At 58.5% G+C, this 13,631-nt stretch carries 13 protein-coding genes; 2 read left to right on the forward strand and 11 right to left on the reverse strand.

Translation table 11 applies throughout. The annotated features are described in order from the left end of the window. The first annotated feature begins 46 nt into the window (after positions 1-46). On the forward strand, positions 47-673 hold the full coding sequence (locus EV102420_RS19240) for a glutathione S-transferase family protein (protein WP_042395397.1): 627 nt from the start codon (positions 47-49) through the stop codon (positions 671-673). An 8-nt stretch (positions 674-681) separates the two neighbouring features. Here the strand turns inward: EV102420_RS19240 and EV102420_RS19245 are convergent, their stop codons facing one another. Then, entirely contained in the window at positions 682-1,803 is a 1,122-nt protein-coding gene (locus EV102420_RS19245; protein ID WP_042395400.1) for a PQQ-dependent sugar dehydrogenase, read from the reverse strand. Positions 1,804-1,911: 108 nt separating this feature from the next. After that, on the reverse strand, positions 1,912-2,298 hold the full coding sequence (locus EV102420_RS19250) for a biofilm formation regulator BssR (RefSeq protein ID WP_042395402.1): 387 nt from the start codon (positions 2,296-2,298) through the stop codon (positions 1,912-1,914). 211 nt (positions 2,299-2,509) lie between these two features. Between EV102420_RS19250 and rimO the strand changes: the two genes are divergently transcribed. Beyond that, positions 2,510-3,829 carry a 30S ribosomal protein S12 methylthiotransferase RimO gene (gene rimO / locus EV102420_RS19255; RefSeq protein ID WP_042395405.1) on the forward strand — a complete coding sequence of 440 codons (1,320 nt, stop codon included), beginning with the start codon at positions 2,510-2,512 and terminating at the stop codon, positions 3,827-3,829. A gap of 48 nt (positions 3,830-3,877) precedes the next feature. On the opposite strand, the gene EV102420_RS19260 is transcribed toward rimO, so the two are convergent. The 9 genes from EV102420_RS19260 to gsiC all read right to left on the reverse strand — a co-directional run bounded on the left by EV102420_RS19260 (position 3,878) and on the right by gsiC (position 13,604). Further along, positions 3,878-4,888 carry an SIS domain-containing protein gene (locus EV102420_RS19260; RefSeq protein WP_042395408.1) on the reverse strand — a complete coding sequence of 337 codons (1,011 nt, stop codon included), beginning with the start codon at positions 4,886-4,888 and terminating at the stop codon, positions 3,878-3,880. 18 nt (positions 4,889-4,906) lie between these two features. Next, positions 4,907-5,968 carry an SIS domain-containing protein gene (locus EV102420_RS19265; RefSeq protein WP_042395460.1) on the reverse strand — a complete coding sequence of 354 codons (1,062 nt, stop codon included), beginning with the start codon at positions 5,966-5,968 and terminating at the stop codon, positions 4,907-4,909. A 27-nt stretch (positions 5,969-5,995) separates the two neighbouring features. Next, positions 5,996-6,844, reverse strand: a complete 849-nt coding sequence (locus EV102420_RS19270; protein ID WP_042395411.1) for a PTS system mannose/fructose/sorbose family transporter subunit IID — start codon at positions 6,842-6,844, stop codon at positions 5,996-5,998. After that, a complete protein-coding gene (locus EV102420_RS19275; protein WP_042395415.1) occupies positions 6,822-7,601 on the reverse strand; it encodes a PTS mannose/fructose/sorbose/N-acetylgalactosamine transporter subunit IIC in 780 nt (259 codons plus the stop codon). Before EV102420_RS19275 ends, EV102420_RS19270 begins: the two co-directional genes overlap by 23 nt. A 16-nt stretch (positions 7,602-7,617) precedes the next feature. Further along, positions 7,618-8,088 (reverse strand): PTS sugar transporter subunit IIB, encoded by a 471-nt coding sequence (locus EV102420_RS19280; RefSeq protein ID WP_042395417.1) that lies wholly within the window; start codon positions 8,086-8,088, stop codon positions 7,618-7,620. 15 nt (positions 8,089-8,103) lie between these two features. Then, positions 8,104-8,526, reverse strand: a complete 423-nt coding sequence (locus tag EV102420_RS19285; RefSeq protein ID WP_042395420.1) for a PTS sugar transporter subunit IIA — start codon at positions 8,524-8,526, stop codon at positions 8,104-8,106. Positions 8,527-8,627: 101 nt separating this feature from the next. Then, positions 8,628-11,390, reverse strand: coding sequence for a sigma-54-dependent transcriptional regulator (locus EV102420_RS19290; protein WP_042395421.1), 2,763 nt, complete (start codon positions 11,388-11,390; stop codon positions 8,628-8,630). 379 nt (positions 11,391-11,769) lie between these two features. Then, positions 11,770-12,681 (reverse strand): glutathione ABC transporter permease GsiD, encoded by a 912-nt coding sequence (gene gsiD / locus EV102420_RS19295; RefSeq protein ID WP_042395424.1) that lies wholly within the window; start codon positions 12,679-12,681, stop codon positions 11,770-11,772. A gap of 2 nt (positions 12,682-12,683) precedes the next feature. Further along, positions 12,684-13,604, reverse strand: a complete 921-nt coding sequence (gsiC, locus tag EV102420_RS19300) for a glutathione ABC transporter permease GsiC (RefSeq protein WP_042395428.1) — start codon at positions 13,602-13,604, stop codon at positions 12,684-12,686. Between the last annotated feature and the right edge of the window lie 27 nt (positions 13,605-13,631).

Below are 13,631 nucleotides of genomic sequence, written 5' to 3' on the forward strand. Positions count from 1 at the left end.
GGTGCTGATAACAGCGCCCGGTTGCTGACGAGAAGAAGGAGTTTGTATGATCACGCTGTGGGGCAGGAACAACTCGACTAACGTTAAAAAAGTCTTATGGACTCTGGAAGAGCTGGAGCTGCCGTATACGCAAATTCTGGCGGGGCTGGAGCACGGCCTCAACCACAGCCCGGAGTATCTGGCGCTGAATCCCAACGGGCTGGTGCCGCTGTTCCGCGACGATGAGACCGATAGCGTGCTGTGGGAGTCAAATACCATCGTGCGCTTCCTGGCAGCGCAGTATGGCCAGGGCCGGCTGTGGATTGAGCCGCCCGCCGCCCGCGCGCAGGCCGAAAAGTGGATGGACTGGGCCAACGGCACGCTCTCCCCGGCTCACCGGGTGCTTTTAATGAACCTGGTCCGCACCCCGGTGGAAAAACGCGATCCGGCGGTGATTGAGGCGGGCATTGCCGCCTGCGAGCCGCTGTTTGAGATTCTGGATAACGCGCTGGCGACCTCAAGCTGGCTCTCCGGCGAGGAGTTTGGCCTCGGGGATATCGCCGTTGCGCCTTTCGTCTACAACCTGTGGAACGTGGGCCTGACATGGACGCCACGTCCGCATATCCAGCGTTGGTATGACGCCCTCAGCGAGCGCCCCGCCTTCCGCAAAGTGGTGATGATCCCGGTGACCTGATCCCCTCTTTATTGTGCCCCAGCCGGACTCACCTTTAACAGCTCGCCGTCGGACTCGTCGGTGAGCACATAGAGGTAGCCGTCGGGGCCAACCCGCACGTCGCGGATGCGCTGGTTGCGATCCCCCAGAATACGCCCGTCCTCGGTGACCTTATCCCCGTTTACGCTCATCACAATCACGTCCTTGTCCTTCAGCGCACCGATGAAAAGCTTGTGCTGCCACTGCGGGAAGGTCGACGCGTTATAGAACGCCATGCCGCTGACCGCCGGAGACTCTTTCCAGTAGAAAATAGGCTGCTCGGTTCCCGCCACAATCTCCCCCTTCGCCTCGGGGATTTTCATTCCGCTGTAGTTGATGCCCCAGGTCGCCAGCGGCCAGCCGTAGTTTTTGCCTTTCTGCGGGATGTTAATCTCGTCACCGCCGCGCGGGCCGTGCTCGTTCAGCCATAGCGCGTTGGTCCACGGATTCATCGCCATCCCCTGCGGGTTACGGATGCCGTAGGACCAGATCTCCTTGCGGGCATTGGCATTACTGGCGAAAGGATTATCGTTTGGCACCGCGCCCTGATCGGTCAGACGCACCACTTTCCCCTGGAGCTTATCAAGATCCTGGGCGGTGGGACGCTGATTGTTTTCTCCCAGCGCAATATAGAGGTAGCCCTTGCCGTCAAAAACCAGTCGTCCGCCGAAGTGGTTGCCGGTAGAGAGCTTAGGCGTCTGGCGGAAGACCACCTTAAATGCCTCCAGCCGGGAGAGATCGTCGCTCAATCGCCCGTAGCCTACCGCCGTTCCGGCCTTGCCGTCATTCCCCGCTTCGGCGTAGCTCAGCCACACCCGACGCGACTGGGCAAAATCCGGGGCCAGCACGACGTCAAACAGGCCGCCCTGGCCGTTGGCCCACACTTTCGGTACGCCGGAGAGGGGATCGGACAGTCCGCTTCCCGCCTGCCAGTGGCGCAGCTGACCGCCGCGCAGGGTGATCAGCATGCCTTTATCGTCGGGCAGAAAGGCCAGCGACCAGGGATGATCGAGTTTGGTTTGCAGCACGTCGACCTTTACCGGCGCAGGCGCGGCAAAAACCGAGGCGGAGAGAAACAGCGCGGGGATAAAGATCGGGACGTTACGGCGCATAGGGCACTCCTTTCAGGGTCTCTGGCATAAAGCGTAGCCAGCGGAGCGTTGCGCGCGCCTGGTTTTACAAAAGCTTAAGCAGAAGGGGGAGTCGCCTCCCCCGGGAATTCAGGATTCTATAACCAGCGGTGCTTGCTCGTTAAGGTTCTGAATACATACGTTGAGGGTTTTGAGACAGCGATCAAGCGTCTCTACGTTTACAGCAATGTAGTTCGGGCAGTCATGGTGCCCACTCATTAAGCAGATACCCGCAGCGGAGAGTGCTCCCTCTGCCAGGCACAGTGCCTCACGTTCTCTGGCATCCGGCACGACATAAGCATGCCGCTCCAGGCCGCGTATTTGTGTTGATAATTCAAAAAAGCTGTCACGCAGATAGTTGCTTTCGCTGACTGACATGTAACCCTTCGCCTTTCTGAGCTGGACGTACGCCGCAAGATCGATGCTGGCGTTTGCAAGTTTTCTCAGCAGGCTTCGTTTCTGTCTGTCAACGATCATGCTAGATCCTCCCTTGTCGGCCTAATCACAAATTAAGCATAAGCTCATTTTTTGTGCAAAATTATGCGCTGGGTCAATATTTATCCAGACTTTAACAATTTTTACAGTGTGACAACCTACACAAAATCTAACCGATTGAGTTAGCAGTAGAGAGTCGCCGCAAACCCGTGTAAAATCGCCCGGTTTTTTCTTCTGTTTACTTTGTGAGCGTATGAGCATACAACAACCGCGTATTGGCTTTGTCTCCCTGGGCTGCCCGAAAAACCTGGTGGATTCCGAACGCATTCTTACCGAGCTGCGCACCGAGGGTTATGATGTGGTGCCGCGTTACGACGATGCCGATATGGTGATCGTTAACACCTGCGGCTTTATCGATAGCGCCGTGCAGGAGTCGCTGGAAGCGATTGGCGAAGCCCTGAATGAGAACGGCAAGGTGATCGTCACCGGCTGCCTGGGGGCAAAAGTGGATCAGATCCGCGAAGTACACCCCAAGGTGCTGGAGATCACCGGTCCGCACAGCTATGAGCAGGTTCTGGAGCACGTGCACCACTACGTGCCAAAACCCAAGCACAACCCGTTCCTGAGCCTGGTGCCGGAACAGGGCGTCAAGCTGACCCCGCGCCACTACGCCTACCTGAAAATTTCCGAAGGCTGCAACCACCGCTGCACCTTCTGCATTATTCCGTCCATGCGTGGCGATCTCGACAGCCGTCCGATTGGCGACGTGCTGGCTGAGGCCAAGCGTCTGGTTGATGCGGGCGTGAAAGAGCTGCTGGTGATCTCGCAGGACACCTCCGCCTACGGCGTTGACGTTAAGCACCGCACCGGCTTCTACAACGGCTCGCCGGTGAAAACCAGCATGGTCAGCCTGTGCGAAGAGCTGTCGAAGCTCGGCGTCTGGGTGCGTCTGCACTACGTCTACCCCTACCCGCACGTTGACGACGTCATTCCGCTGATGGCCGAAGGGAAGATCCTGCCGTATCTGGATATCCCGATGCAGCACGCCAGCCCGCGCATCCTCAAGCTGATGAAGCGCCCAGGCTCGGTGGATCGCCAGCTGGCCCGCATCAAGCAGTGGCGTGAAGTCTGCCCTGAGCTGACCCTGCGCTCGACCTTTATCGTCGGCTTCCCGGGTGAAACCGAGGAAGATTTCCAGATGCTGCTCGACTTCCTCGTTGAAGCGCGTCTGGACCGCGTGGGCTGCTTCAAATACAGCCCGGTGAAAGGTGCGACCGCTAACGAATTGCCGGATCAGGTGCCGGAAGAGATAAAAGAGGAACGCTGGAACCGCTTTATGCAGCTGCAGCAGCAGATCTCTGCCGAGCGTCTGCAGGAGAAAGTGGGCCGTGAGATCCTGGTGATTATCGATGAAGTCGATGAAGAGGGCGCGATTGGCCGCAGCATGGCCGATGCACCGGAAATCGACGGCGCGGTCTACCTCAACGGCGAAACCAACGTGAAGCCGGGCGACGTTGTCCGCGTGAAGGTTGAAAACGCCGACGAATACGACCTGTGGGGTACCCGGGTTTAAGGCGTAACAAAACGCCCGGCATGCATTTGCCGCCGGGCGTTAGTGCGATTAATACTCGAACTGCCGGTAGTAGCGGCGAATATCCAGACTGTGGCCGGTGTAGTGCTCAAAATGGGCCGCCAGCCGATCCACCAGCAGCGTTGACGCTACGCAGGGGGCCAGGATCCCGCGAAACGCATCATCAATCCCATCAAGAACATAGTCACGCGGATCGATAACCACCAAGTGGTCGGTGATCTTCGCTGCAAAACGTTCTACCCGCTCATCCAGCGCCCGGCATTTCCCCTCCCCCTTCACCAGAAACAGCGGAACGTCTTTCTCCAGCAGCTCCAGCGTGCCGTGGAAAAACTCGGCAGAGGTAACGGATTTGGTTCGCTTCCACTGCATCTCCTCCAGAATACACATTGAGAAGAGATAGACCTCGCCCCACATCTCCGCGCCGCCAATCCACATCATATAGTCGCTGGTGTGGTATTTATGCGCGATTTCATCCGCCTGCGGATCGAACTTTATTTTCGCCTGTAACAGGTTCTCCGGTAATAACTCCAGCTGGCCGGCAAAACGGTCATAGTCGGCAAATTCACCGTTACGGTTAACCAGGCGGAAGAAGAACCAGTAGAGCAGCATATACTCATATTCCACGCCGTTTTTGTGGCGCATCGGAATATGCCAGCCTGCCGCGCTGGCCAGCGGAGAGTCGCTGTTTTTGGTAATGGCAACGACGCGGATCCCCTGCGCCTTACACCACTCGGCAAGCTCTACCGACTCTTTGGTATCACCGGATTTAGAGAGCGTGACCACCACCGACTGCTTAGTTAATTTCTTATGCCCGGTATGAATTAATTCCGCGGCCTGCTCAAGGTAAACCGGCAGCGTGGTCATCTCTTTGGCAAAGGCGTTAATAGCCATCATCGGTGCCAGAGAGCCGCCGACCGACGCAAAAAATAACGCATCATATTCCTGATGAAATATCTCATCAGCGGCCTGCTCAGCCTGTTTACGCGCAGCAACGATCTCACGAGCACTCGTCAGGTACTCGTCCTGATTAAACCCCAACATATTTTCTCTCCTGATTAATTAGATCTTACTTTTTAATACGCGGTCAAAGTCATCAAAAATACGCACCGACAGATCGATCCCTTTGGCACCCGCCGTACGCCAGGCCAGCACCTGCATCGGCACGATCAACAGCAGCGAGGCGAGGTCATGCTCTAGCGGGACGTTGAGGGCCAGCGTCTGGGGATCCTGCTCATCGCTCAGGGTCACCAGAAAGGTCTGGTTTACCGCCGGCGCCATGTAGTCCCGCAGCGCCCGCAGGCGTCTGTCTGGCGCATCCTCAATAAAAAACATCACGTGCTGGGCGTTGGCCTCCAGATAGGGCCCGTGCATGTAGGCCTCCAGCTCAAAGCCGCTGGACGGCACGCGAACCGTTTCGGTGAACTTGGTCTCAAACTCTTTTGCCACGCCGGTCAGCGCCCCGTAGCCGATAGCGACAAAACGCGTCCCGCTTTGTAAGGCGGCCTGATGGCGATCAAAAAACGCCTCCGTCTGGGCTATCGCCTGAGGAATGGCGGCGGCGATCTGGCTGAGCTGATGCAGCGTGACCTGCGCCTCCTCATCCGTAATCTGGTTTTGCGCTCGGGCGAGGGTGAGTGCAATCAGCAGCAGGTTCAGCACCGTGGCGCTGAAGCCCCGGGTGACGAAGCCCACCTGCTCGATGCCGGTATTAATATCCAGCACGTAATCACTGCCCTGGCCGATGGGGCTTTGCGGATCCGAGGTCAGAGCAAATACCGGCAGCCCCGCCGCCTGCACTTTCTCCATCGCCGCCAGCGTCGAGGCGCTCTTGCCGCTCTGGGAAACCGCAATCACCAGATCGGTGTGCGGATCGACAGTTTCATAGTGAACAAAGTTGTACGGCTCTTTGATCTCTACCCGCAGGCCGTAGCGCCGCTCAAAGAGGTCCCGCGCACAGAGGGCGGCGTTAAACGAGGAGCCGGTAGCCAGCAGCAGCAGGCGCTGCACCGGGCGCTCGCGGGCAAAGACCTCGATTGCCGCCAGGCTGTGCCGATGCTCGCGGAGGATGTTCTCCAGCGCCGCGGGCTCCTCTTCGATATAGGTCATCATGGTTGGTAACATCATGGTAGGTAACATAGGTTTCTCCAGTTAGAACAGGCCAATCCACGAGCCGAAAATGCCAACCAGCGCCATCCCGCCGATGATGGTGAGCGGTTTTACCCTGCGGCCCAGCAGCCAGTAGACAATGCCGAAGCTGATGAGCGGCAGCAGGCAGGGCATGACGTTGTTGATAATGTCCTGCACCTCGGTCTTCGCCTCTCCCGCGCCAAAGCTGATGGGGATAGTGATGTTGATCATCGAGGCGGTCATCGCCCCCACCACCATCAGCCCCATTATTGATGCGCCGTAGGTCAGGCTCTCCATCATGCCGCTCTGCTGAACGCGCTGAAGCACCCCGGTACCGAGCACGTAGCCCCAGCGGGTAAAGAACCAGCGCACCAGAATGTGCGGGACGTTAAACACCAGCAGAAAGAGGATCGGCCCGAGAATACTGCCCTGCAGCGCCAGGCTGGTGCCGATCCCGGTCGCGATCAGGCGCAGCGTTCCCCAGAAAAAAGAGTCGCCTAATCCCGCCAGCGGCCCCATCAGCGACGCCTTCACGTTATCAATCGCTCCGGCATCGATGGTTTTCTGCTGGCTGTTCTTCTCCTCCATCGCCGTGGTAATGCCCAGCAGCAGGGTGACGATGTGCGGCGTGGTGTTAAAGAACACCAGGTGACGCTTCAGGGCGATCCTGAGATCCTCTTTCTGCGGATAGAGCTTTTTCAGCACCGGAATGAGGGTGTAGACAAAGGCCAGGTTCATCTGCCGCTCGTAGTTCCAGGAGAACTCCATCTGGAAGGAGCGCCAGAAGACGCGGCGCAGATCCCGGGCGGTGATGACCTTCTCATCCTGTACGTCAGGCAGGGTCTCTTCAGAAATCATCTTCGTCGTCATGGCTGACTCCTTGCTCTGTGGTGGCGCGAGGCGTGGTAAAGGCAGTGACGTTGACCATGATCACGGCCACGATAGCGCCGAGGATCGCAATGCCGGTGACCGGAATTTTCAGGTAGGCCATCAGGACAAAGCCGAGGAAAAAGTAAGGTGCGACCTTTTTGTTGATCAGCAGCCGGGCGAGCATGGCAAAGCCCAGTGCCGGAATGATGCCCGTCGCCACGCTCAGGCCGTGCTTAATAAACTCTGGGATAGCATCCAGCAGGGACTTCACCGCGCTGCTGCCCACCAGGAAGGAGACGGTCACCACCGTGGCCAGCATCAGCGACAGGCCAAACCCGGCGATCAGGTGCATCCGCTCTATGCCCCGGGTGTCGGCCTCGTCGGCATAGGCATCTGCCTTCTGGTTGAGCATTGGGATAAACATCCCGAGATAGACATTTTTTAACACCAGCGTCAGGGTGGCGATGGGCAGCCCCAGCAGCAGCGCCGTTTCGGTCCCAGCGCCGGAGGTGATGGCGAACGCCACGCCCAGCACGCCGCCGGTCACGACGTCCGGCGGAATGGATGCGCCTACGGAGAAGGAGCCGATAAAGGCCAGCTCCAGCGTCGCGCCCATGATAATGCCCGTCTGGACATCACCCAGCACCAGCCCGGTTAATAAGCCGGTGACAATGGGCCGGGATATTAGCGAGGTGCCCAGGGCATATTCCGACTGGGCGATAAACGCCACCAGTCCGAGTAAAAGTGCCTCTACCATAGTTAATCCTCAGGAATTACAAACATTCCGTTATGAGCTGCTTGCGATCGTTGGGGACCTGGCGGATCTCAATTTCAACCCCCTGCCCCACCAGTTCATTGAGCCTGGTTATTTCGTCAGGCAGCAGATTCACCGCCTTCGAGATATTTCTGCTGCCCTCTTTGGCCTTTATTCCGCCCAGGTTGATACTTTTTATTTCCGGTATCTCCCGAGCTAAACGCCAGGCGTCCTCGACCGACTCCACGACGATAAACAGCGTATATTTGTCGGTAACGCCGCTTTTAATGGCTTCTATCGAGTCGGCGATATTCTTAATAACCAGCTTCACCGACGGCGGCTTAGCCAGCTTGATAGTCGTTTTACGCAGTTCGTCATTGGGGACGCTGTCGTTAGCAATGAGAATGCAGTCTGCGCCGACATATTGCGTCCATGAGAACGCCACCTGGCCGTGCAATAAACGATGGTCTACCCGCACTAATGTAATCATCCTGTTTCCTCCCTCTTAAAAATCTTTATCCGCCTGCATTGCGCTGGAGATGGTGTAGTTACAGTACTGAATGCTCTCCCGGGAGCTTATTAACGCCTCCTCGATAAGCTTGCCGGTATCAGGCTCGTCGCTGGAGATAAGCAGATCGATCACCAGCGGCAAATTGAGGCCCGCCACCAGATGGAAACGGGGCCGCTGCAAAAAACGAACAAATTCGTTATTCACGCTGCCGGCGAAGATATCGGTGATGACCACAACCTCCTCTTCGTCAGGGATCCGCTGCATTAACTCCGAGACCTGCTCGGTTAAATCCCGCTGCTCCTCAACGTAGGCGCAGAGCGTCGAAATATCCGCCTGTTTACCGAGGATCAGCTCAACAGAGTCGAGCACGCCCCGGGCAAGGGTGCCATGGCTGGCAAATATGTAGTGTCGTTTCATCCTGTCCTCGAAAATGCGTTCCACTACCGGTGATACTGCAACCGGCGTGCCACGAAAAAGTGGCGCACGGTAAAATGCGCCACGACAGGAGAGCGTGAGGATTAAAACTCTTGATCTTGTTGAATAAATTCTGTTTCCAGGGTGAGAATATTATGGATGTAACAAAGTTCTACAGCGGGGATTTTGACACTATAACTGCTCTCAATGACACTAAAGGCCTGCTTGATATCGGCCAGCTCGCTTTCCGGACACTGCCGTCCCGCATAGCTGACAGGGGAAGCGTTACGGATCAGCCGCTCTATCAGACAGCTGATGTGCACGTAGAGCGCCACCTTGCGGTCGTTGGGGATCTGGCAGCCAGCCAGATGCTCGTAGCGCAGGACAAACTGCTCCACCTGGTTAAGCACCTTGCTGGTGTCGAGAATAGTGACCGACTCAATCACCCGCCGCAGAGAGAAGTTTTTCAGCAGCAGATTGTTGATCTCGCCAATCTGCTCTGACGTAGCAATATCGCCAAAGATACGCATCAGCTGGGCGTGGCCATCTCCGGCGATCAGCGAATCCAGCGAGATCCACGGCACGGCGGGCAGGTGCGGGTCGAAGGTGCCGACCACGGCCAGCATCTCGTAGCGATTAAACGCCAGCGCACTCTCCTGCCCGTTGCTGAGCGTGTCGTAGTCGCAGGCGATGACATCAATGCCTAACGTCTCCGGAATGCTGGCCTTCAGCAGTGCGCAGAGATTGGTTGCCGCGCCAAGGCCGGTGACGCAGGTGGTCAGGATCACCCGCGGGCGGTTTGCCTGCGGCCAGAAGATCTGATGCTCAACCGGCAGATCGCCGCTGACCTCGCGGGCGATATCCTCAATCATATCCCCGCGTAAAATCCGCTCGCCCACGTAGAGCGCCATGCTGGTGGAGACGTTGTTAACAATCGCCACCGGCGTTGCGACCCGGCGCTGGAAATGATGATGGATGGCGTTGAGCGATCCCATGTCGACGAGGATGATGACGCCCGAGGCCAGGGTATTGCTCTCGATGTAGTCCATCACCTGGCGGGCAATAGCCTCCGGCGTAACGTCCAGCGGCATATCAAAGGATTCAAACAGGTGATTTTTTAACAGGCGATTGGCGACGTTAGCAATGCTGCTGGCGGTGGCGTAGCCGTGGGCGAGGATCACCGCGCGGGTGACGTGCGGCTGGCTGACGGCACCGGACTGATGCAGCCACAGCACCAGCAGCAGGGCATCGATCCGCTGCGGTTCAATATCCAGCTTCTGCGCCAGGGCGGTAATGATCGCCTGGCAAAAACGGTAGAGCAGCGGGTACTTCTGGGCGAGGAAGTCGTCGAGGCTGCGGATCCGCTCTTGGCTCAGGCGAGAGGGCGTGCTCCGCGAGCGGTGTACCAGATAGTGGCTCAGGGCGTAGATACAGTTGCCGTTAAACTGAATGTTGAACTGCTTCTCCAGGCGGTAGAACTCCTCGCGCACCTGCTGGGTGGTCAGGAGCAGCATCGGCGAGTCGGTGGCGTCGCGATTATCGAAAATGAGCCGGTCGAAAAGCGCCTCGATCGCCTCCCCCATGCGCTTGCGTGCCTCTTCCCAGTCCGCGTGGCCGCTCATCCACTGCTCGTAGAGCGCCAGCACCTGGCACTGGGCGTCGTAGATCACGCCCCGGGTAGGATCCCGGGAGCGCAGAAGCCACACCAGGCTGGTCTGCGGTTCGACGATCAGGTTCTCCTCCACCGCCAGCGGATCGCCTGAGGCGGGGATCGCCGCGGCAATCTTCTCCGGCAGATGCTGAATGCCCACGACCAGCTCCTCACCGCCCCGCTGCTTAGCCCACGACGCCGCCACCGTGTACTTCACGGCGTTCTTCAGCTCGCCGACGTTGCCCCGGTAGACGAAGTGGTTCAGAACCTGCATCAGCCGGGGGGTTAACGCCAGGCGCACCGCCAGTTTTTTCGCCTCCTGCCAGAAAAAGAGTAGGATCAGCGCCTCTTTCTCCTGCCGGGAGCGGCTTTGCAGATCGGGTAACGTCACCAGGATGGGGATACGCCGCAAAAAGGTGGTTAAAAAGGTGCTGTGCAGCTCCTCGGTGGTAGCGAAAACCAGCCTCGTGGAAACCGGGCGACCCTGCGCCGTCTCCCCGACCCGGTAGATCTCTTTGCGATCCAGCCAGGTAAAGAGCTTCTCCTGCCCCTCGGCGTTGAGCCGGTGCACCTCGTCGAGGAACAGCATCCCGCCGTTGGCCGCCTCAAAGGCTCCCTGGCGATCCGTCTGCGCCCCGGTAAATGCGCCTTTGGCATAGCCAAACAGGTTAGCCGCCAGCAGCTCCGGATTGCTGGCATATTGGGCGCAGTTGAAGCTAATGAAAGGCGCATCGTCCGCCAGCAGCCCCTCGGAGATGGCGAACTCGTGCATCAGATTGGCCATGTAGCTTTTGCCCGTGCCGCTGTCGCCGGTAATCAGCAGCGGCAGGCCACCGTCCGGATAAAAGAGCGCGGTTTTAAGCTGCTCAATGGGCTTTTTTAGGCTCTCATCGTGACCGATAAGCAGCGAAAAGTGATCGGGTCGTTCCGGCTCTGGCCCACCATCGCCGAGCAGCTGGGCAACGCTGTCATACTCGTTGGCGGCCAGGGGAAAGAACTGCTGGCTGAAGGTTTTTTTATGCAGAAAGTAGACCGGGCGGGTGTTGATCTTTACCAGCACGCCCTGGGCAACGAGCTGGTTCAGATAGTGGCTGGCGGTATTTCTCTTCAGCGAAAAGCGCTGCGCCAAATAGCTGGCGGTAAACACCTCGCTCAGCTTTTCCGGATCGAAAAAGTCAGTTTGATTTGCCAAAAACGTCAGTAATTCATCGCGCATTGCTTTCCCCTTAACGCATCGTTCTGCGGATATGATGCCCGCAAACCGAGACCGCAGGGGAAAGCAACTACCGTAAGTTTACGCTTTCGTGGCAACGCGCACAGAATGCCCGGTGGCGCTTCGCTTACGCGGGCCTACAAACTACAAACCCACACCGTGCCCACCGTAGGCCGGGCAAACGCAGTGCCGCCCGGCGGTGCAGCGTCAGCACAATAATACCCCGTGGCGCTTCGCTTATGCGGGCCTACAAACTACAAACCCACACCGTGCCCACCGTAGGCCGGGCAAACGCAGTGCCGCCCGGCGGTGCAGCGTCAGCACAATAACGCCCGGTGGCGCTTCGCTTACGCGGGCCTACAAACCCACACCGTGCCCACCATCAGCCCTTGATCTTCGGATCCAGCGCGTCGCGCAGGCCGTCCCCCAGCAGGTTAAAGGCCAGCACGGTGAGGAAAATCGCCAGGCTTGGGAAGAGCGCTACGTGTGGGGCGATAACCATATCCGCCCGCGCCTCGTTGAGCATCGCTCCCCACTCCGGGGTCGGCGGCTGCGCGCCTAAACCGAGAAACGACAGGCTGGCGGCGGAGATAATCGAGGTGCCGATGCGCATGGTGAAGTAGACCACGATGGACGAGATGGTTCCCGGCAGAATATGGCGGAACAGGATCGTGGCATCGCTGGCACCGATGCTGCGTGCCGACTCGATAAAGGTCTGCTGCTTGAGCACCAGCGTGTTGCCGCGCACCAGCCGGGCAAAGGCAGGCACCGAGAAGACCGCCACGGCGATAATCACATTGGACATGCCGCTGCCCATCACCGCCACCACCGCAATCGCCAGCAGAATGCCGGGAAAGGCAAACAGCACGTCGCAGATGCGCATGATGATGCGATCCCACCAGCCCTCGTAGTACCCGGCCAGCAGGCCGAGCACCGTGCCGATCGCGGCACCAATCAGCACCGCCAGCACCCCGGCGGCCAGCGAGATCTGCGCCCCCACCAGCACGCGGCTAAAGATATCCCGCCCGAGAGAGTCAACGCCGAACCAGTGCACCATCGACGGCCCGTCGTTGAGCCGGTCGTAGTCGAAGTAGTTCTCGGCATCAAAGGGCACGATCCACGGCGCGAGGGCGGCAACGATAATCAGCAGCAGCACAAACAGCCCTGCGGTCATCGCCATCGGCTGACGACGAAAGCGCCGCCAGAACTCGTGCCACGGGGTGCGGATACGTGCCGGTTTGATCCCCGGCATGGCATTTAATATTGCCTGGCGACGCCAGTTTAAAAGTCGCATCCTTACTTGTACCTGATAGCCGGGTTAATGGCGGCATAGAGCATATCCACCACTAAGTTGATAAGAATAAACTCCAGCGAGAAGAGCAGCACTTCGGCCTGGATCACCGGATAGTCGCGCATCTCCACCGAGTCCACCAGCAGACGACCAAGGCCGGGCCAGTTAAAGACTTTTTCGACCACAATCGAGCCGCCAAGCAGGAAGCCAAACTGTAAGCCCATCATGGTCACCACCGGGATCATGGCGTTTCGCAGGCCATGCTTGAGGATCACCCACTTCTCGCTCACCCCTTTGGCACGCGCAGTGCGCATGTAGTCCTCGTTAAGCACGTCAACAAAGGAGGCGCGGGTAAAGCGTGCCATCACCGCCGCCACCGCCGCGCCGAGGGTGACCGACGGCAGAACGTAGTGCCGCCAGCTGTCCGCCCCTACGGTGGGCAGCCAGCCCAGCTCAACGGAGAAGACCTGCATCAGCAGCATGCCGAGGGCAAAGGCCGGAAACGAAATGCCGGTGACTGCCAGCGCCATGCCGATGCGATCCGGCCAGCGGTTGCGCCACACGGCGGCGACAATGCCAGCGGCGAGGCCGAACAGCATTGCCCAGACCATGCTGGCAATGGTAAGCCAGAAGGTGGGCATAAAGCGGCTGGCGATCTCCTCCGCTACCGGACGGCGAGAGACCATCGACATGCCAAAGTCACCCTGCAGCACATTGGTGATGTAGTGCCAGAACTGCTGCCACAGCGGCTGGTCGAGGCCCAGCTGCTGGCGCACCAGCGCCACCACCTGTGCGTCGGCCTCGGGTCCGGCAATCAGCCGGGCCGGATCCCCCGGCAGCATATGCACGAACAGAAACACCAGCACGGCCACAATCAGCAGCGTGGGGATCAGGCCGAGCAGGCGTTTAAAAAAATAGTTAAGCATCTTCTACCCTGTTGCTGGCCCCCGCCG

The sequence above is a fragment of the Pseudescherichia vulneris NBRC 102420 genome, from assembly GCF_000759795.1.
Taxonomy (GTDB): domain Bacteria; phylum Pseudomonadota; class Gammaproteobacteria; order Enterobacterales; family Enterobacteriaceae; genus Pseudescherichia; species Pseudescherichia vulneris.